Origin of the sequence: Streptomyces uncialis, assembly GCF_036250755.1 — a bacterium.
GTDB classification, from domain to species: domain Bacteria; phylum Actinomycetota; class Actinomycetes; order Streptomycetales; family Streptomycetaceae; genus Streptomyces; species Streptomyces uncialis.
Window position 1 is genome coordinate 780,870 of sequence record NZ_CP109583.1, and the last position, 17,941, is coordinate 798,810.

The following is a 17,941-nucleotide window of genomic DNA, read 5'->3' on the forward strand; positions in this document are numbered from 1 at the left end:
GGGAGAACGACCGTTCTCTCCGTGGTGCACCGCTGTGAACAGGGAGTTCCCATGTCCGTCCACGACACACGGTTCGCGACCGAGACCATCGACGGCATCGATGTCTTCTACCGGGAGGCGGGGAGCCGGGACCGGCCCACGCTCGTCCTGCTGCACGGCTTCCCGACCAGCTCCCATATGTACCGGAACCTGATCGCCGACCTCGCCGACGAGTACCACCTCGTCGCGCCCGACCACATCGGCTTCGGCGCGTCGGCCGCCCCGGACCCCGGCTCCTTCCCGTACGGCTTCGAGAAGCTGACGGAGGTGACACTGGCGCTGCTCGACCGGATCGGGGTGGACCGGTTCGCGCTCTACGTACAGGACTACGGCGCGCCCATCGGGCTCGGCATCGCCGCCCGCCACCCGGAACGGATCACGGCGATCGTCACCCAGAGCGGCAACGCCTACCAGGAGGGCTTCACCCCGTTCTGGGACGTGCTGTTCGCCCATGCCCGGGACCGGGCGGCGAACGAGACGGCGGTACGGGAACTGCTCACCGCCGAGGCGACCCGCTGGCAGTACACCCACGGGGTGCCCGCCGACCGGCTCGACCGGATCGCACCGGAGACCTGGACCCTCGACCAGGCGCTGCTCGACCGCCCCGGCAACCAGGAGATCCAGCTCCAGCTCTTCTGGGACTACCAGTTCAATCTGGACCGCTACCCCGCGTTCCAGGAGTACTTCCGCACCCATCGTCCGCCGCTCCTCGCCGTCTGGGGGCGCGGGGACGAGATCTTCGGGCCCGCCGGGGCCGAGGCGTTCGCCCGGGACCTGCCGGACGCGGAGATCCATCTGCTCGACGCCGGGCACTTCGCGCTGGAGACCCACGGGGCGGAGATCGCCACCCTCGTCCGGGACTTCCTGCGCCGGTCCGTGTGACCTCCGGATCATCCGGCGGGGCCCGTCCATCCGCCGCGTGATCCGCCGGGACAGCGGGCGATCCGGGCCTCGTGGTCGATACGGGCCTCATGGTCGATACGGACCGCGCGGCTGATGCGGGGTGTGTGTGGGGACGGGGCGTGCGTGGGGGCGGGCCGTGCGTGGGGGCGGCCCGGATCAGGCGCGGGACCCGCCGGGGCAGAACACCGTCTCCAGCACGGCGACGACCGGTTCCTCCCGTTCGAGCCAGTCGCCGTTGACGTTGAAGGTGAGCTGACGGCCGCCGTCGGCGGTGCTGACCGTCCAGGTGAGCGAGCCGTGCAGACCGCCGGAGTGCTCCCAGGTGCGGACCCCGCAGGACAGCAGCCGGGACTGGAGGCCGAGTCCGTACGTCTGACGGCCCCGCGGGTCGATCCGGACACCGTCGAGGAGTTCGGCGCGCTGGGCGGGCGGAAGCAGCCGGCCGGACAGCAGGGCCCGGTAGAAACGGTTCAGATCGTGGGTGGTGGAGACCAGGTCCCCCGCCGCCCCCGCCCATGACGGGTCCTGACGGGTGCTGTCGAAGATCCGGCCCGCCGCGTCCTTGCTGTAGCCGCGCCCGTGCGGCCCCGGCAGATCCGGCGAGTGCCCGGGCGCGCTGGTGCCCCGCAGACCCAGCGGTCCGGTGACGCGCTCCCGCAACTGGGCCGCGTACGACGCGCCGCCCGCCTTCTCGATGACCATGCGCGCCAGGACGTAGTTGGTGTTGGAGTACTTCCAGCCCCGGCCGGGCGGGAAGACGGGCCGGTGCCTCATGGCGAAGGCGACCAGGTCGCGGGGGGTGTACGCGTGATAGCGGTACCGGGGGAAGCCGGGGCCGAGGCGCCGCTGGAACTCGGCGTCGTCGGTGTAGTTGTGGACGCCGCTGGTGTGGTTGAGCAGCTGACGCAGCGTCACCCCCCGGCCGTCGTGGCCGTTGCCCCGGACGAGGCCGGGCAGCCAGTGGTCCACGGTGTCGTCGAGGGACAGCGCCCCGCGCGCCTCCAGCTGGAGCAGCAGGGTCGCGGTGAAGGTCTTGGTCACACTGCCCATCCGGAACCGGTCCGTGTCGCGGCGGGGCCGCTCGGTGCGCAGGTCCGCGACCCCGGACCGGCCCGTCCAGCTCCGGCCGCCCGGACCGTCCACCCGGGCCAGGACACCGGGCAGACCTGACTCGGTGAAGACGTCGAGGGCCCGCTGAGTGGCCTCGTGCCCCCGCTCCCCGGCCGCAGGAGCGGTACCGGGAGCGGCACCGGCCGGTACGGCACCGGTACCGAGGACGGCCGCCAGCAGGACCGCGCACACGGCGGCCGTCCTCCCGCGTCGCCGCCGCCCGTCCGTCGTTCCCGTGCTGCTGCCGCGCATCGCCCGCCTCCGGATCGCCGCCGGGGCGGGGCCCGCCCGCCCGGATGGTGGGGAGGACCCGCCGTCCCGCGGGGAAGTTGACGGCGGGACCGGAGATCAGGGATGTGTCAGGGTCGGGTGGCGGGCGGGTGGTACGGGACGTAAGGGGCGGACGTACGGATCCCGGGTACAGGGACGGCCTCGCGGAGATACGGGGGCATCCGCGCGGGCACAGGGGGCGGGGGCGCGGGCCCATGCCGGACGGGTGGGGCACCAGGCGGAGAACCGGATCGGGGGTACGCGGCGATAGAGGGAGCATGAGGCCGATACGCCCCGCGGGGGCAGGAGGGGACGACGACGCGGCATTGCTGCGGGCCGTCGCCCGGGGGGACACCGACGCCCTCAGCGTGTTGTACGACCGGCACGCGGGCTGGCTGCACACCCGGTTGAGCCGCCGCTGCGCGGACCCGGAGACCGTGCGCGAAGTACTCCAGGACACCTTCGTCACCGTATGGCGGTCCGCCCGTGCCCATCGCGGGTCCGAGGTGGGCGGCTGGCTGTGGGTGATCGCGGCACGGCGGCTGGTGGACACCCGGCGGGCGCAGGAACGCCACGAACGGACCGCCGTCGCGGAGCCCTGGGACGGCGCGGGCGCGCCCTCGGCGGAGGAACGGGTCTTGGCGGGACTGGAGTACGGGGACGTGGGGGCCGCGCTGGAAGGTCTCTCGCCGGAGCTGCGGGACGTGCTGCGGGCCACCGTGATCGACGGACTGACCACCCGTGAGGCGGCCCACGCGCTCGGCATCCCCGAAGGAACCGTCAAGACCCGGGCGGCACGCGCCCGTCGCGAACTGCGGGTCGCGCTGGAGCGGCTCGCGCCCCGGACCCGTCCGCTGGGAGGCACGGCATGAGCACACGACCGGTGAACGGCCCCGGGGACCGTCCCCAGGGCGGGCGGCCCGGCGACACCCCCGGCCGGGGCGCGGACGACGGCTCGGACGATCCGCGCGGGCGGGGCGGGTGGCACGGACCGGGTGACTGGCATGTCAGCGACCGGCTCGCCGCCCGCTACACCGGCGGCTCGATCACGGAGTCCGGCGCGTGGTCGGTGGAGAAGCACGTGGAGTCGTGCGGACCGTGCGCGGCCAGGGTCTCGGCCGCCGCCCGGGCCGGAGCGGCGGGACCCGTCCTCGGCCAGGTCCGCGCCGCGCTTCTCGCGGAGGTACTGGCGGACGCCCCCGAGGACTCCCGCGCCCCGGGCCGGGCGAACGACCGGCGCGGGCGACGGGCCACGGAGCGGCTGACCGGCCGGGTGACGGACCTGGTGCGGAACCGGCTGACCGGCCGGACGCGGAGCCGGGAGGCAGGCACGGGGCCGAACCGAGGGGTGGACCCAGCGCGGAGCCGGGAGGCGGGCGCAGCCCGGAACCGGGAAGCGGGCCCGGGGCGGAGCCAGGAGGCGGGCGCAACCCGGAATCGACATGCGAGCCCGGGCGCAGGGCCGGACCGAGGAGTGGGCCCGGCGCCGAACCCGGAGGCGGGCCCGGTGCGGAACCGGCGGCTTCGGGGCCGGGCGGCGGACCCGGGGGCGGTACGTGCGAGGCACGGGGTCGCGTTGCCGCTGCCGGTCGCCCGGTTGCTGTGGGCGGCGGGTCCCGCGCTGCGCGGGTCCTGGGCCGTCGGCGTCCTGCTCGTGGCGTTCGGCGCGCTGCTGCTGGCGCACGGCACGGGGCTCGCCGGGGATGCCCGGCCGCTGCTGCTGGCGGTGGCCCCCGCGCTGCCGCCCCTCGGGGTCGCCCTCTCGTACGGGGCGGGCAGCGACCCGCTGCACGAGATCACCGCCGCGACCCCGGCCGGGGGTCTGCGGCTGCTGCTGACCCGTACGGCGGCGGTGCTCCTGCTGAGCCTTCCGCTGCTGACGGCCGCCGGGGCGCTGCTGCCCGCCGCGTCCGGGGTCCCCGGGGCGGCGGCGTGGCTGCTGCCGGGGCTCGCGCTGACGACGGGCTCGCTCGCGCTGGGCTCGTTCATCGGCTGCCGCCGCGCCGCGTCCCTGCTCGCGGGCGGCTGGCTCGCGGTGGCGTTCCTGCCCCCGCTGCTGTCCGCGCCGGGGCGTACCGGGGGTCTGCCGCTGCCCCTGCACGCCACCGGGCCCGCCGCGCAGGCCGGCTGGACGCTGGCCGCCCTTCTCTGCGCGGCGCTGGTCGTCATGCGCCGCGCGTCCTTCGATCGTATGGAGAAACTGTGAGCACGACAGAGGGACCGTGGTACGGCGTCCCCGGGACGCGCGCGGTCGACATCACCGCGCTGACGGTCCGGCACCGGCGGACACTCGCCCTGGACGGGGTCGACCTGGCGTTCGGGACGGGGGTGCACGGTCTGCTCGGCCCGAACGGCGCGGGAAAGACCTCGCTGATCCGGGTTCTCGCGACGGTCGCCGCGCCCTCGTCGGGCCGGGTCGTGCTGCTGGGTGACGACGTGTCGTCCCCGGCGGGGCGCTCGGCGGTGCGCCGGAGGCTCGGATATCTCCCGCAGGAGTTCGGGTACTACCCCGGCTTCACCGTACGGGAGTTCGTCGGGTACGTGGCCTGGCTGAAGGAGATGCCCCGGGACACCGTGCCGGAGGCCGTGGAGCGGGCGGTGCGCCGGGTCGGGCTGGGCGACCGTATCGACGACCGGGTGCGGACCCTGTCCGGGGGGATGGTCCGCCGGGTCGGGATCGCGCAGGCCGTCGTCAACGACCCGGAACTGCTGCTGCTCGACGAGCCGACGGCGGGGCTGGACCCGGAGCAGCGCGTCGAGTTCCGCGCGCTGCTCCGGGAGCTGGGCGGCACCACCACCGTGATCGTGTCGACGCATCTGGTGGAGGACGTGGCCGCCGCGTGTTCCCAGGTGGCGCTGATCGACTCCGGCCGGGTCGCGTACCGGGGTACCACCGAGGGCCTCGCGGCGCTGGGCGGGACGGCCGGGCCGGAACCGGGCGGCGGCCCGGACGGGGACGGCAGCCCGCTGGAACGCGGGTACACGGCCGCGCTGCGCCGCCATCGCGCCGAGCACGGCCTGGGCCACGGCCCGGGCTCCGCCTCGGGGTCCGGCTCGGTGCGGGGCGCGGGCCGGCAGGCGCGGGCGTCGGTCGGCGGCCGGTCGGGGTGGCGCCGATGAGCGCCGTCGGGACCCGCCCCGGACCCACGGTGTCCGGGGCCGCGCGGACGCGCGGCACGGTACGTGCCCACCCGGTGCGGGCCGAGCTGCTGCGGGGGCTCGCTCCGTGGGCCGGTGTGCTCGTCGGGTGCGCCCTCGGGCTCGCCATGGCGCTCAGGGCGTCGTGGTGGCAGGGCAGTTGGTCGGAGACCCAGTCAGCGCTCCGGTACGCCGGCGTGCTGTTCGGAGCGCCGCTGGCGGGGGCCGCGGGCTGCTGGCAGGGGGCGCGGGAGCACCGCAGGCGTACGGTCGAACTGCTGGCCAGCACCCCGCGCGGCCCGTTGGCGCGGCTGCTGGCGGCGGCGCTGCCCGGGGCGCTGTGGTCGGCCGCGGTGTATCTGCTGGTCGCCGCAGCCGCGTTGCTGGCGTGTCTGCCGTACGCGGGGCCGGGGCGGCCGGAGTTCACGGCGACGCTGACGGACGCGGTGTTCCTCGTCGCGGTAACCGTGATCGGCCATGTGTGCGGGTCGCTGGTCCCGCGCAGGCTCACCCCGCCCGGGTACGCGGTCGTGCTGCTGCTCGTGTTCTCGTTCACCGCGACGGCGTCCTCGGGCGTCCGGCATCTGACGCCGATGGACGCGGAGAACGTCATGTCGGGGTCGGTCGCCGTGTGGTGGCAACCCCTGGCGTCGGCCGTCTGGTTCACCGGACTGGCGGGAGCGGTGGTGCTCGCCCACGCGGCGCGCCGCCGGTACACGACCCTGGTACCGCTGGCCGCGGCGGCGGTCGCGGCCGTCCTGATCGTCCAGACCGGTGACCGGATGTGGCGTGATGACCCGTTGTCCCGTCGCGAGGTGTGCGACACCAAGGCCGTACCGGAGGTCTGTGTGGCCGCTTCCGAATCGCCGCTGCTGCCGCGGGTGACGGCCGCGCTGTCGCCGCTCACCGACAAGCTGGCGGACGTCGAGGGAGCGCCCCGGCTCACCGGTCTGCGGCGCGACACCCGGCCCGGCGAGGCCCCGCTGCCGGAGCTGCGTCCGGGACTGTCCGTCGTACGCGGTGAACTGATCGACGCGACGGGTTACCTGACCGCGACGGCCTCGAATCTCGTGGCTCCCCCGGCCGCGTGCGGACCTCCCGCGCCGGGCGGGGTGTCGGAGGTCCCGGGCGCGGTGGAGCTGTGGCTGCTGCCGTCGTCCGTGCGGGCCGAGTGGCTGGCACGTCAGCGGGGTTGGGCCGCCGGTGACACCGGCGAACTCGCCCGGCTGGAGCGGCGGGCCGAGGCGGCCGAGCGGCTGGCCGGGCTGCCCGACGAACGGCGCCGGGCCTGGCTGACCGGATTCTTCGCGGCCCTCAAGGACTGCGCGCCCGGGAAGACGCCGCCGCTGTGACGCTGACGAGCGGTTCCCTGGGCCCCGGCCCGTCCGTGGCCGCGCCGCGCGGCCGTCGGCTGTATCTGCGGTCACGGCGGCTGACCGGCTCGGTCGTCGCGCTGGCGGTGACCGCCGCGCTCACCGCGTGGGCCGACCGGGGTGCCGGTGCGGGCGACCCGTCCGTCCGGGCGTCGCTGCTGACGGCCGCCCCGCTGGCGGCGGCGGCCGTCATCGGGACGGGTCTGTACACGCACAGCGACGAGCTGGACCGGACCGCCGCGCACCGCTGGTGGCCGCGGCGGTTCGCGCACCTCGTGGTCCTGTCACTGACGGCCTCGGTCCTGCTGGGGTGCGCGGTGCTCGGGGCCGGCGAGGAGCACGGTGTCCAGGCGATGGTCCGCAACACGCTCGGCGCGACCGGCACGGCCGCCCTGGCCGCGGTGGTCATCGGCGCCCGGCTGAGCTGGCTGCCGCCGATGGTCCAGCTGATGGGCGCGTACATGGCGGCCCTGACCGGTGCCGTCGGCGGCGGGTGGGTGACGCCGCTCGTCTGGCCCGCTCAGCCGGGTGACCGGGCCGGTGCGTGGCTGGCCGCCCTCGCGCTGTTCCTGGCGGGGGCGGGTCTCCACGCGTGGCGCGGGGCGGGCCGACGGGACGCGTGAGACGGACGCGGCTCAGGAGGCCGGGTCGCGGCGCATGCACCAGACCCGGGGGCCGCCGTCCGGGAGCGTGGTCCCGGCCGTCACCCTGAAGCCCAGGCGCTCGTAGAAGCGGACGTTGCGTTCGGTCGCGGTCTCCAGGAACGCGGGGTGACCGGCGCGGTCGGCGGCCTCGATCCCGGGGCGCAGCACCGCGGCGCCGAGGCCCTTGCTCTGGATGCCGGGGTCCACGGCGACGGTGGCGAGGAACCACACCGGTTCCGTCGGCCGGTGGGGGGCCAGTGCCTCCTCGGCGGCCATGAACGCCGGTGCCCGGTCACCCGCGAGTTCCGTCACGAGGGGTCCGACCTCCGCGAGGCCGGGCGCGGGGTCCTGTTCGGGGGTGGTCCAGGCGGCGACGCCGAGGCCGTCGTCGGCGACCCAGACCCGCCCGTGGGCCAGGCCCACCCGGGTCAGGAACAGTTCCTGGAAGCGGCGGACCCGCTCGGTGTGGTCGTCGGCGGCGACGACATGGCGGGTGAACGGGTAGTCCGCGAAGGCACGGGCGAGGGTGCGCACGGCGGCCGGTACGTCCGCTTCGGTCGCGGGGCGGACACGGTCGTCGGTGGTCATGGGGTGCCTTTCGGGAGAAGGGTGACTGTGCTGTCCCGGGGAAGGACGGTCATCGGCCGTCCCGGGTTGCCCGCGGCCGGTCGCCGTGCTCCGGGGTCCCGGGGGCGGTGCCGTCCGCGCGGATCGTCGTTCCGAGCGCCCGGCCCGCGTGGGTCTCGGTGTCGAACCGGTCGCCGTCGAGCGCGGCGCGCACGGCCCGGGTGATCCGGTCCACGTCGCCGCGTTCGGCGGGCGGCAGCGGCGCGTCGACCTCCTCGCGGGCCGCGGCGGCAGCGCCGAGGAGCCGGGCGGCGGCGCGGGGGCGGCCGTCGAGGGCGGCCGTTCCGGCGAGTCCTTCCAGCGCGAGGGCGACGGCCCGGGGGTCGGCCACGACCCGGGCGACCGCGAGTCCTTCCTCGTGCAGGGCGCGCGCGGTACGGGCTTCGCCGCGCAGTTCCGCGACGAAGCCGAGTTCCGCGAGGAGCAGGGCGACGGCGACGTCCACGCCCCGGGCCCGGTTCCAGACCAGACAGCGGCGCAGCAGGTCCTCGGCGGTGGCGAGGTCGCCGCGCCGCCGGGCGCCGAGTCCCAGTCCCAGTTCGGCGAGCTGGCGGCCGAACTGGTCGCCGTGCCGGACGGCGAGCCTTCGGGCGCGTTCGTGCAGGGCGTCCGCCTCGGCCGGGTCCCCGGCGAGGAGGGTGACCCGGCCGAGTCCGGAGAGCAGGTAGCAGAGCTCGGGCCACAGCCGCAGTTCCTCCGCGACGCGCAGGCATCGGCGGTGCAGCCGTGCGGAGGTCCCGTAGTCGCCGGCGATCTCGGCGAGGGAACCGAGGGTGGGGACGACCTGGAGGCGTCCCCAGTCGTCCCCGAGCGCGTCGAAGAGTGCAAGGGAGCGTTCTCCGTCGGCGCGTGCCCCGGTGAGGTCGCCGCGTGCCATCCGCTGCCAGGAGCGGACGCTGAGGACCGCCGCGGTGCCCCACGGGTCGTCGAGGGCGGCGACGGCGTCGGCGGCGCCGATGGCGAGGCGTTCACTGCCCGCGAGGTTGTCCCAGCCGAGGAGGGAGGCGAGGTACCAGCGGGCGCGGGCCCGGCGGACCGGGTCGGTGGTGACGCGGGCGTGGGCCGCGAGCGCGGGCGGGTCGGCGGCGGGGTCGTGCGGGGAGGCGTCCGCCGGGGGCACGGGGCTGGTCGGGCCGGGTGTCTCCCCGAGGACGAGTCCGGCGCCGAGCCGCCAGACCCCTGCCTCGGCGGCGAGGGCCGCGTCCCCGGGTGCGGCGGGCAGTGCGAGGACCGCGTCCAGCCAGTGGCGGGCCTCGGTGAGACGGCCCCGCAGATGCCAGTACCAGGCGAGGGCCCCGACCAGGCGCAGCGCGGAGGTGGTGTCGCCGTCCTGGACGGCGCCGCCGAGCGCGGTGCGCAGTCCGGGGGACTCCTCGTCGAGGCGGTCGAGCCACCGGCGTTGCCCGGGGCCGCGCAGCTCGGACGCGGCGCGTTCGGCGAGGGCGACCAGATGGGCGCGGTGGGCGCGCCGGACGTCCGCCGTCTCGCCCGTCGCGTCGAGCTGTTCGCGGCCGTACACGGCGACGGACTCCAGCAGCCGGTACCGCAGCCCGTGGTGTCCCGGGGCGGCGACGACCAGGGAGCGTTCGACCAGGCGGGCGAGGAGGTCCGCGATCCGGTCCCGGGGCACGGGCGGGCCCGCGCACACCGCTTCGGCGCCTTCCAGGGCGCAGCCGTCGCGGTGGAACGCGAGACGGCGCAGCAGGGCGCGTTCCTCGTGGTCCAGGAGGTCCCAGCTCCAGTCGATCATGGCGCGCAGGGTGCGGTGCCGGGCGGGGACTCCCCGGTTCGCGGTCGCCAGCAGCCGGAACCGGTCGTCGAGCCGCCCGGCGAGGCCGTCGAGACCGAGGGAGCCGACGCGGGTGGCGGCGAGTTCGAGGGCGAGGGGGATGCCGTCGAGACGGCGGCAGATCGCGGTGACGGTGGCGGTGGCCGGGCCGTCGGTGCGCACGGCTGGCGCGGTGCGGGCGGCGTGGGCCCGGAAGAGGGCGACGGCCTGCGGCTCGGCCAGCGGTGCGACGGCGAGCACCGACTCGCCGGGGACGCGCAGGGGTTCCTGGCTGGTGGCGAGCACCCGCAGCATGGGCGCGGACCGCAGTAGACGGGACGTCAGTTCCGCCACGGGGTCGGCGAGGTGTTCGCAGTTGTCCAGGACGAGGAGGAGGGGCCGGTCCGCGACGGCGGCGGCGAGCCGGTCGACGCGGTCGGGGACGCGGCCCGGAGCTCCGGCGGCCGGGGCTCCGGGCCGGGGTGGGCGGCGCGGCGCCGGTGGCTCGTCGCGGACCCCGAGCTCCGTCGCGACGGCTTCGACGACGGACGAGGCGGGGGCGTCACGGGCGACGGCGGCCAGTTCGACCAGTGCCACCTGCTCGCCGGTCGCCGCGATCCGGTGGGCGGCCTCCAGGGCGAGCCGGGTCTTGCCGACACCACCGGGGCCGGTGAGGGTGAGCAGTCGGCCGGTCCGCAGCCGGGTGACGGTGTCCTCGACGGCGTCCTCCCGTCCGACGAGCGCGGTCAGCGGTACCGGCAGCCGGGAGTCGCCCGGGGTCAGGGCCGGGTCCTGGCGCAGGATCGACCGGTGGAGGGACGCGAGGCCGGGGCCGGGGTCGACGCCGAGTTCACCGGCGAGGCGTGCGCGCAGCTCGTGGTAGGCGGCGAGGGCCTCGCCCTGGCGTCCGGCGCGGTACAGCGCGCGCATCTGCGCCGCGCGGAAGCGCTCCCGCAGAGGGTGGCGCTCCACCAGTTCGGCCAGCTCACCGAGGAGTTCGGGGAATCCGCCGAGCTGGAGCCGGGCCTCGGCGTGGTCCTCGGTCGCGACCAGGCGTTCCTCCTCCAGCCGTTCGACCACCGCCCGGGTGAGGAACGTGTCACGGAAGTCGGCGTAGGCGGGCCCCCGCCACAGCGCGAGCGCCTCGGTCAGCAGCCCGGTGCGCCGTCGCGGGTCATGGCTCGCGCGGGCCTCGGCGGTGAGCCGCGCGAAGCGTTCCGCGTCGACCGTGCCGGGGCCGGTGACGAGCCGATGGCCCGCGGGGGTCGCCGCGATCAGTTCCCGTCCGCCCGGTTCGGCGTCCCCGAGGGCACGGCGCAGCTGGGACACCTTGGTACGCAGTACCCGGGCGGGTTCGGCGGGCGGATCGCCTTCCCACAGGCCGTCGATCAGCTGTCCGGGCGGGACGGGACGGCCGGCGTGGGCGAGCAGCGCGGCGAGCAGCGCGCGGACCTTGCGTTCGGGTACGCGTACCGGCGTCCCGCTGTTGGTCCACACCTGAAGGGGACCGAGCACCCCGAATCGCATCGGCCCAGCCTATGCCCGGTGATCGTCCCCGCGGACCGGCGGCCGCGCCGAGGGACGGAAGCCGGGGGTGCGGGGCCCTCGGGGGCACGGGGATCTCGTGGGGTGGATGACCTCCAGGGTGCGGGTACGGGGCATCGGCGGGTGCGGGGATCCTCGGCTCCGGGGTGCGGGGAATCGGCGATGTCACCAGCGACCCGCGCGGGGACAAGCACGCCCGGCGGCGAAGCCTCTCCGAGGCACGGTGAACCCGGGGCGCCGGGGGCCCAGCGAGGCGACCGAAACATTTCCAGGACCGGCGCCACGCATCCTCGACCCGTCGCACCGACACCGCGCGGTACCGCCGAGGAGGCCCCCCATGCCGTCGTACGCACCACCCCGTCCCACGCATCGGGCGGGCCCGAGGCAATGGGCCGGGCTCGCCGTGCTCTCGCTCCCGCTGCTGGTGCTCGCGCTGGACGTCAGCGTGCTGTTCCTGGCGGCGCCGCAACTGGTCGCGGATCTGCGGCCGAGCGGCGCCCAGACCCTGTGGATCATGGACATCTACGGCTTCGTGATCGCGGGGTTCCTGGTCACCATGGGCACGCTCGGTGACCGGCTGGGGCGACGGCGGCTGCTGCTGACCGGCGGGGCGGTGTTCGCCGTGGCGTCGGTCCTCACCGCGTACGCGACCAGCGCGGAGATGCTGATCGCGGCCCGCGCGCTGCTCGGGGTGGCGGGGGCCACGCTGATGCCGTCGACGCTGTCGCTGATCAGCACCATGTTCCTGGACGCGCGGCAGCGCGCGCAGGCCATCGCGATCTGGATGACGACGATGACGGTGGGGGTCGCGATCGGGCCGCTCGTCGGCGGTGCGATGCTGGAGCACTTCTGGTGGGGCTCGGTGTTCCTGCTCGCCGTCCCGGTGATGGCCGTGCTGCTGGCCCTGGGGCCGGTGCTGCTGCCCGAGTACCGCGATCCGCGGCCGGGCCCGCTGGACATGCCGAGCATCGCGCTGTCCCTCGCGACACTGCTTCCGGTGGTCCATGGGCTGAAGCACCTGGCCTCCGAGGGGCCCGGCCCGGTGACGGCGGTGGCCGTGGCGGCCGGGGTGCTGTGCGGGGCGCTGTTCGTACGGCGGCAGCGGCGGCTCGCTCATCCGCTGCTGGACCTGTCGCTGTTCTCGAACCGTACGTTCTCGGTCGCGCTCGGCCTGCTGCTGTTCGGGCTGGTCGCGATCAACGGCGTGCAGTATCTCGCACCGCAGTACTTCCAGTTGGTCGCGGGCATGTCCCCGCTGCGGGCGGGCCTGTGGATGCTGCCGGTGGTCCTGGCGGCGACGGCGGGCATGATGCTCGCGCCCCCGCTGGCGCGGCGGTTCGGCCCGGCGCGGGTGATGGCGGGCGGCGCGCTGCTGTCGGTGGCGGGCTTCGCGCTGGTCAGCCAGGTGGACACGGCCGGGGGGCTGTCGACCCTGGTGACCGGGTCGGCCATCGCCATCGCCGGGATCAGCCCGCTACCGGTCCTGACGACCGAACTGGTGGTGGCCGCCGCACCGCTGGAGAAGACGGGCTCGGCGGCGGCGATGTCCGAGACGAGCGGGGAGCTGGGTGTCGGTCTGGGGGTGGCGCTGAACGGGAGCCTCGTCGCCGCGGTGTTCGCCGCCCGGACGGCTTCCGAGCCTGCGGCGGGCGACGATCTGGCGAGCACCCTGACGGTCGCCGGGACGCTGCCCTCCCCCGCCGGTGACGAACTGACGGCCACCGCCCGGGACGCGTTCACGGCGGGCCTCAACATGGTCGGGGTCGCCGGGGGCGCGCTGATGCTGCTGCTCGCGGTCGGCGCCGGATGGGCGCTGCGCGGGACGCGGAGCGCGACGGACGACGCGACGAACAGGGCGGCGGACGAAGCCGGGGACGACGCGGCGGACGACGACGCGAGCCACCGTGCGGCGGCCAGGGTCGACAAGGCCGGGTGACGCGGGGGGCGTGTCCGCGGTGACGACACCTGTCACGGCCGCCGCCGCCCGCACCCCCAGCGGTGACCAACGCGGGTGTTCGGGAGGCGGGTTGGAGCCTGGAGCGCGGCGTCCCAGACGGGTGGCGGTGACCCGGCCGAACGGTTCCGGTGCGGCCCAGGGCGGGAACGGGACGGCCGTCGGGCGGATGGTACGGTCGCGGGATGAGCGGTACCTAGAGGTTCTCAGGGTCGACCGGGCGTCCGGCCGCCGTCACGGCGGATACGGGGACGAGCCCGGCGGCGACGTCTGTCCGTGTGCCGTTTCCGCACGGAGCCCCCGTGCGGCGCGCGTCTTCCTGAGAATCCGGAGTACCGCTTCCCATGTCCTTCCTTGCCCGTGACGGGCGGCCGAGCGCTGCCGTCGGCCGTCCCCGGTCCCGTCGGCTGACCCTGCTGGTCCTCGCCCTGTTGCAGTTCCTCATCGCCGTCGACGTCACCGTCGTGAACATCGCGTTGCCCTCGATCGGCACCGACTTCGGTGCGGACGCCCGTCAGCTCACCTGGGTCGTGACGGGATACACCGTCGTCGGCGGCGGGCTGCTGATGGTCGGCGGCCGGATCGCCGACCTCCACGGCCGCCGCCGCACCCTGTTGGTGGGCGCGGCGGTGTTCGGTCTGGCGTCGCTGGCCGCCGGACTCGCGACCTCGCTGGAGATGCTGGTCCTGGCCCGCTTCGCCCAGGGTGCCGGTGAGGCGCTCGCCGCTCCGGCGGCGATGTCGACGCTGGCACTGCTCTACCCGGACCCGGCGGCCCGCTCCAGGGCGCTCGGGGTCTGGGCCGCGGTCGCGAGCAGCGGTCTGGTGCTGGGCTTCCTGCTGTCGGGGCTGATCACCCAACTCCTCCACTGGCGCTGGATCTTCCTGGTCAATCTGCCGCTGATCGCCGTGGTGCTGGTGGGCGTACGGGTGCTGGTGGCGCCCGACGAGCGGCGGGCCGCGCGGCAGCCGCTCGACCTTCCCGGGGCGCTGCTGCTGACGGCCGCGCCGCTGCTGCTGATCCACGGTGTCATCGAGTGGGGCGAGCAGCGTCCCGATGTCCTGTCGGCCGCCGGGACCACGCTGGCCGGTGTGCTGTGCGCCCTGGCGTTCCCGGTGGTGGAGCGGCGCTCACCGCATCCGCTGGTTCCGCTGTCGTTCTTCCGCGACCGGGTACGGGTCGTCGCCAACCTGGCGACGGCGCTGCTCAGTGCGGCGCTGTCGACGTCGTTCTTCCTGCTGACGCTGTTCGTGCAGCGGGATCTCGGGCTCTCGCCGATCGCCGCGGGGCTGTGCTTCCTGCCGCTGGCGGTGACCCTGATCCTGGCGACCGTCGTCGTGCCCGGTGTCCTGCGGCGGGTGGGAGACGCGCGGGGCGCGGTGCTCGGGATCGTGGCCACCGGTCTCGGCTGCGGCTGGCTCGCCGTGTCCCCGTCGGATTCGGCCGCCGTCGCGGTGCTGCCCGGGATGGTGTGCGTCGCGTCCGGTATGGGGGTCGCGCTGGTGGCGTTGCAGAACGCGGCCCTGCACTCGGTCACCGAGGACGACGCGGGTATCGCGTCCGGGGTGCAGCGGTGCGCCGATCAGCTGGGCGGGGCGGGCGGTGTGGCGCTGTACGTGGGGATCGGGTTCTCGTCGCTGCCCGGCGGTGACACCGATCCGTATGCCGTCGCGTACGGGATGGCGATCGTCGGGCTGACCGTCGCGGCGATCGGTGTGCCGCTGCTGAGCCGGGGCGGGCGCACGGCGTAGCGGGACCGTGAACGCGGCCGAGCCGTGCCCGGGAACAGTCCCGGTGCACGGCTCGGTGCGGGTCGCGGCGGGCCGGGTCCCCGGCCCGCCGGACCGTCAGACGATCGGGGAGACGGCCACGCAGCCGGCGGCGGAGGCGGCGCCCTTGCCGGCCTCCTCGGCGATGGGCTTGCCCTTGTAGATGATCTTGCAGGCGACCTCGGAGTCACCGGTCGGGTCGACGGCGAGCGGCAGGACCGAGGGCGGCATGATGCCGCGCAGGGTCACGGTCTTCTTCCACGGGAGGGTCGGGTTCTCGACCGTGGCGAGCTTCGGGTTGGTGGCGGTGCCGCCGCCCTCCGCGTACTGGATGCTGGCGATGCTCTTGCCGGTGACCTCGTACGTGACCTCGTACTTCTCGTTCATCGACTTGTCCACCGCCTTGTCGACCTCTTCGGTCGCCTTCTCCTTGGCCGCGTCGGTGACCTCGGAACAGGCACTGAGGCCGAAGACGAGGCCCGCGACGGTCAGCGCGGCCAGGGCGGAATTGCGGATGGAACGGTGCATGAGGGACCCCCGGGTCATGATGGTGAGACCCGCACACAACCGTAAAGCGGCGGTAAAAGTCAAACCGGTCGGACCCTCCGAAGAGCAGGTCAGCGCAGCCGCCGCGACCCTCCCCCAGGTGGCGCGGGGGACGCCGGGGGCGACCTGCGGGACGGTGTCCCGTTCGCGCGCCGCGAGCACTCGCCCACCACGGCACGCGTGTCGGCCGTTCCGGGTGCCCCGTTCGCGCCGGATGGAGTGCCGCCGGCGCCACGGGCCACGTCCGGTGCGGAACGGATCGTCCACCGCACCGGTACTCGCTCCGGGGCTCACACCACCCACCCGTGACCCCGAAATGTCACCGAAAGTGTCTGAACGATCACAGGTTTGGGTAGCTTCGGGGCTGTGCGGCGCGGTCGCGGCGTACGGCAATCCCCCACCAGGAGCCATCCGTTGAGCAACACCACCGTCCGCCAGGACGACGCCCCGCCCCTCGGCCATCTCATGGAGCTCGCCTCCGGGTTCATGGCCTCGAAGGTCCTCCTCGTCGCCGCCCGCCTCGGGCTGTTCACCGCTCTCGCCGAACAGCCCCTGACCGCGCCGGACCTGCGGACCCGGCTCGGTCTGCACCCCCGCTCCGCCCGCGACTTCTTCGACACCCTGGTCGCGCTCGGCGCCCTCGACCGCGACGGCGACAAGTACGCCAACACCCCGGCGGCCGACTACTACCTGGTGCGCGGCAGGCCCGCCTACGCGGGCGGCTTCCTGGAGATGAACGACAGCAGGATGTACGCCCTGTGGGCCGACCTCGAAACGGCGCTGCGCACCGGGCTCCCGCAGAACGGCATCACCGACGGCGACGACGGGATGTACACCGCCCTGTACCAGGACCCCGACCGGCTCGCCGTCTTCCAGGAGGCCATGACCGGGCTGTCCATGGGGTCCGCGCACGCCCTGGCCGAGGTCTTCGACTGGGCGCCGCACCGCAGCGTGGTGGACATCGGCTGCGCGGAGGGCGCCGTCCTCACCCATCTGCTGGACCGCCACCCGCATCTGCGGGGCATCGGCTTCGATCTGCCCGCCGTGGCACCCGGTTTCCACCGGCGCCAGGAGGAATCCGGCCTCGGCGACCGGCTGGCCTTCCAGCCCGGCGACTTCTTCGCCGACCCGCTCCCCCGGGCGGACGTGCTCGTCCTCGGACACATCCTCAGCGGCTTCGCGCTCCCCCAGGCCCGCACCCTGCTCGACAAGGCGTACGAGGCGCTGGCGCCGGGCGGCACCCTGATCGTCTACGAGTCCCTGCTGGACGACGACCGGCGCGAGAACGTCCATGGGCTGCTGATGAGTCTGACCATGCTGCTGGAGACACCCGGCGGCTTCGAGTACACCGGCGAGGACTGCCGCGGATGGCTGGCGGAGGCGGGGTTCAGCGAGAGCCGGGTCCATCATCTGTCCGGCCCGGAATCCATGGTCGTCGCGGTGAAGTAGGCGCCGCCGTCCGGGGTCCGCCGCCCGCCCGTTCCGCCGCCGTCCCGCGCGGGGCGGCGGCGGTACGGGCCCGTCCGCCCCGCCCGTCGGTCCTGGCGTCCGTCGCGGACCGGGGTGTCCGGCCGACGCACCTCCGGTCGGCCCACGGTCGTCAGCCGGCGCCGTACACCACCTTCACCTCCTCGAAGCCGAGCGACCGCAGCAGCCCGCGCAGCATCGTGGTGGTGTTGGCCTCGGCGCGGTCGACAAGGCTGGTCTCCTGGGCCGCGTCGGCGATGTGCCGGGCCGCCAGCCGCTGCACCGCGCGCTCGTCGCCGGGGTTGTCGGAGAAGAAGTCCCCGAGGCGGTCGAGGAGTCCGCGCTGTTTGGACACCGCGTAGGAGCGGTCGGGGTCCAGCGCGGGCTCGGCGAGCCGGGCGTGCGGCAGCCGCAGGGTCGCGGAGCCGCGGTCCTTGTCGACGGTGACGGCACCCTCGTCGATCCGTCCGAGGTCGACGTACGCGTCGACCGAGCCCGCGCCGACGTACAGGACGCGTGTACCGCGCAGCGCGTCCGGCAGATAGCGCGCGTCCTTCTCCAGGTCCACCACCACCTGGAAGTTGCCGGACGCGGCCTGGTAACGGCTCATGTCCTGGATGGACTTGAGAAGCACCGGGCCCGTACGGTCCTTGGTCTCCTCGCCGAACATCCCGTCGAACCCGGAGGACAGCCGGGCCCCCGTGACGAACACCCCGGCCGCCAGCGCCGCCACGGCGAGCGCCAGTGCCCACCGGGGAGCCTTCCTCACCACACCACCCAGGAGCATG

General features: G+C 75.0%; 14 protein-coding genes. 9 read left to right on the forward strand and 5 right to left on the reverse strand.

From position 1 onward, the window contains the following. Nucleotides 1-51: 51 nt before the first annotated feature. Nucleotides 52-921 carry an alpha/beta fold hydrolase gene (locus tag OG711_RS02890; RefSeq protein ID WP_329558282.1) on the forward strand — a complete coding sequence of 290 codons (870 nt, stop codon included), beginning with the start codon at nt 52-54 and terminating at the stop codon, nt 919-921. 177 nt (nt 922-1,098) lie between these two features. Here OG711_RS02890 and OG711_RS02895 read toward each other — a convergent pair whose 3' ends face one another. Beyond that, nucleotides 1,099-2,304 (reverse strand): serine hydrolase domain-containing protein, encoded by a 1,206-nt coding sequence (locus OG711_RS02895; RefSeq protein ID WP_329558283.1) that lies wholly within the window; start codon nt 2,302-2,304, stop codon nt 1,099-1,101. A 296-nt stretch (nt 2,305-2,600) separates the two neighbouring features. Between OG711_RS02895 and OG711_RS02900 the strand changes: the two genes are divergently transcribed. Genes OG711_RS02900 through OG711_RS02920 form a run of 5 tightly spaced genes read left to right on the forward strand, consistent with a single transcriptional unit; the run spans nt 2,601 to nt 7,456 of the window. After that, complete coding sequence (locus tag OG711_RS02900; protein ID WP_329558284.1) at nt 2,601-3,194, forward strand: RNA polymerase sigma factor; 594 nt, start codon at nt 2,601-2,603, stop codon at nt 3,192-3,194. Further along, nucleotides 3,191-4,528: a zf-HC2 domain-containing protein gene (locus OG711_RS02905; protein ID WP_329558285.1), complete on the forward strand. Its 1,338-nt coding sequence runs from the start codon at nt 3,191-3,193 to the stop codon at nt 4,526-4,528. Before OG711_RS02900 ends, OG711_RS02905 begins: the two co-directional genes overlap by 4 nt. Before the next feature lie 50 nt (nt 4,529-4,578). Further along, entirely contained in the window at nt 4,579-5,442 is an 864-nt protein-coding gene (locus tag OG711_RS02910) for an ABC transporter ATP-binding protein (protein ID WP_329563580.1), read from the forward strand. Then, nucleotides 5,439-6,812, forward strand: coding sequence for a hypothetical protein (locus OG711_RS02915; RefSeq protein ID WP_329558286.1), 1,374 nt, complete (start codon nt 5,439-5,441; stop codon nt 6,810-6,812). Before OG711_RS02910 ends, OG711_RS02915 begins: the two co-directional genes overlap by 4 nt. Then, a complete protein-coding gene (locus OG711_RS02920) occupies nt 6,809-7,456 on the forward strand; it encodes a hypothetical protein (protein ID WP_329558287.1) in 648 nt (215 codons plus the stop codon). Before OG711_RS02915 ends, OG711_RS02920 begins: the two co-directional genes overlap by 4 nt. A gap of 12 nt (nt 7,457-7,468) precedes the next feature. On the opposite strand, the gene OG711_RS02925 is transcribed toward OG711_RS02920, so the two are convergent. Both OG711_RS02925 and OG711_RS02930 read right to left on the reverse strand, forming a co-directional pair. Next, nucleotides 7,469-8,065, reverse strand: coding sequence for a GNAT family N-acetyltransferase (locus OG711_RS02925; RefSeq protein ID WP_329558288.1), 597 nt, complete (start codon nt 8,063-8,065; stop codon nt 7,469-7,471). Between the two features lie 49 nt (nt 8,066-8,114). After that, nucleotides 8,115-11,399, reverse strand: coding sequence for a BTAD domain-containing putative transcriptional regulator (locus tag OG711_RS02930; protein WP_329558289.1), 3,285 nt, complete (start codon nt 11,397-11,399; stop codon nt 8,115-8,117). A gap of 355 nt (nt 11,400-11,754) precedes the next feature. Here OG711_RS02930 and OG711_RS02935 point away from each other — a divergent pair, with 355 nt between their 5' ends. Both OG711_RS02935 and OG711_RS02940 read left to right on the forward strand, forming a co-directional pair. After that, nucleotides 11,755-13,353, forward strand: coding sequence for an MFS transporter (locus tag OG711_RS02935; protein ID WP_329558290.1), 1,599 nt, complete (start codon nt 11,755-11,757; stop codon nt 13,351-13,353). Nucleotides 13,354-13,715: 362 nt separating this feature from the next. Beyond that, the gene (locus tag OG711_RS02940) at nt 13,716-15,122 is read left to right on the forward strand and encodes an MFS transporter (RefSeq protein WP_329558291.1); all 1,407 of its coding nucleotides are present in this window, start codon (nt 13,716-13,718) and stop codon (nt 15,120-15,122) included. A 96-nt stretch (nt 15,123-15,218) separates the two neighbouring features. On the opposite strand, the gene OG711_RS02945 is transcribed toward OG711_RS02940, so the two are convergent. Next, entirely contained in the window at nt 15,219-15,668 is a 450-nt protein-coding gene (locus OG711_RS02945; RefSeq protein WP_073786151.1) for an MmpS family transport accessory protein, read from the reverse strand. Between the two features lie 432 nt (nt 15,669-16,100). Between OG711_RS02945 and OG711_RS02950 the strand changes: the two genes are divergently transcribed. Beyond that, nucleotides 16,101-17,135 carry an acetylserotonin O-methyltransferase gene (locus OG711_RS02950; RefSeq protein ID WP_245876702.1) on the forward strand — a complete coding sequence of 345 codons (1,035 nt, stop codon included), beginning with the start codon at nt 16,101-16,103 and terminating at the stop codon, nt 17,133-17,135. A 151-nt stretch (nt 17,136-17,286) separates the two neighbouring features. Here the strand turns inward: OG711_RS02950 and OG711_RS02955 are convergent, their stop codons facing one another. Next, a complete protein-coding gene (locus tag OG711_RS02955) occupies nt 17,287-17,940 on the reverse strand; it encodes a DUF4230 domain-containing protein (protein WP_073786153.1) in 654 nt (217 codons plus the stop codon). Nucleotide 17,941 lies beyond the last annotated feature (1 nt).

Excerpts from the sequence above, each read along its gene's own strand:
- OG711_RS02890 (WP_329558282.1), top strand. The coding sequence starts at position 52 with ATGTCCGTCCACGACACACGGTTCGCGACCGAGACCATCGACGGCATC.
- OG711_RS02895 (WP_329558283.1), bottom strand. The coding sequence starts at position 2,304 with ATGCGCGGCAGCAGCACGGGAACGACGGACGGGCGGCGGCGACGCGGG.
- OG711_RS02900 (WP_329558284.1), top strand. The coding sequence starts at position 2,601 with ATGAGGCCGATACGCCCCGCGGGGGCAGGAGGGGACGACGACGCGGCA.
- OG711_RS02905 (WP_329558285.1), top strand. The coding sequence starts at position 3,191 with ATGAGCACACGACCGGTGAACGGCCCCGGGGACCGTCCCCAGGGCGGG.
- OG711_RS02915 (WP_329558286.1), top strand. The coding sequence starts at position 5,439 with ATGAGCGCCGTCGGGACCCGCCCCGGACCCACGGTGTCCGGGGCCGCG.
- OG711_RS02925 (WP_329558288.1), bottom strand. The coding sequence starts at position 8,065 with ATGACCACCGACGACCGTGTCCGCCCCGCGACCGAAGCGGACGTACCG.
- OG711_RS02930 (WP_329558289.1), bottom strand. The coding sequence starts at position 11,399 with ATGCGATTCGGGGTGCTCGGTCCCCTTCAGGTGTGGACCAACAGCGGG.
- OG711_RS02935 (WP_329558290.1), top strand. The coding sequence starts at position 11,755 with ATGCCGTCGTACGCACCACCCCGTCCCACGCATCGGGCGGGCCCGAGG.
- OG711_RS02940 (WP_329558291.1), top strand. The coding sequence starts at position 13,716 with ATGTCCTTCCTTGCCCGTGACGGGCGGCCGAGCGCTGCCGTCGGCCGT.
- OG711_RS02945 (WP_073786151.1), bottom strand. The coding sequence starts at position 15,668 with ATGCACCGTTCCATCCGCAATTCCGCCCTGGCCGCGCTGACCGTCGCG.
- OG711_RS02955 (WP_073786153.1), bottom strand. The coding sequence starts at position 17,940 with ATGCTCCTGGGTGGTGTGGTGAGGAAGGCTCCCCGGTGGGCACTGGCG.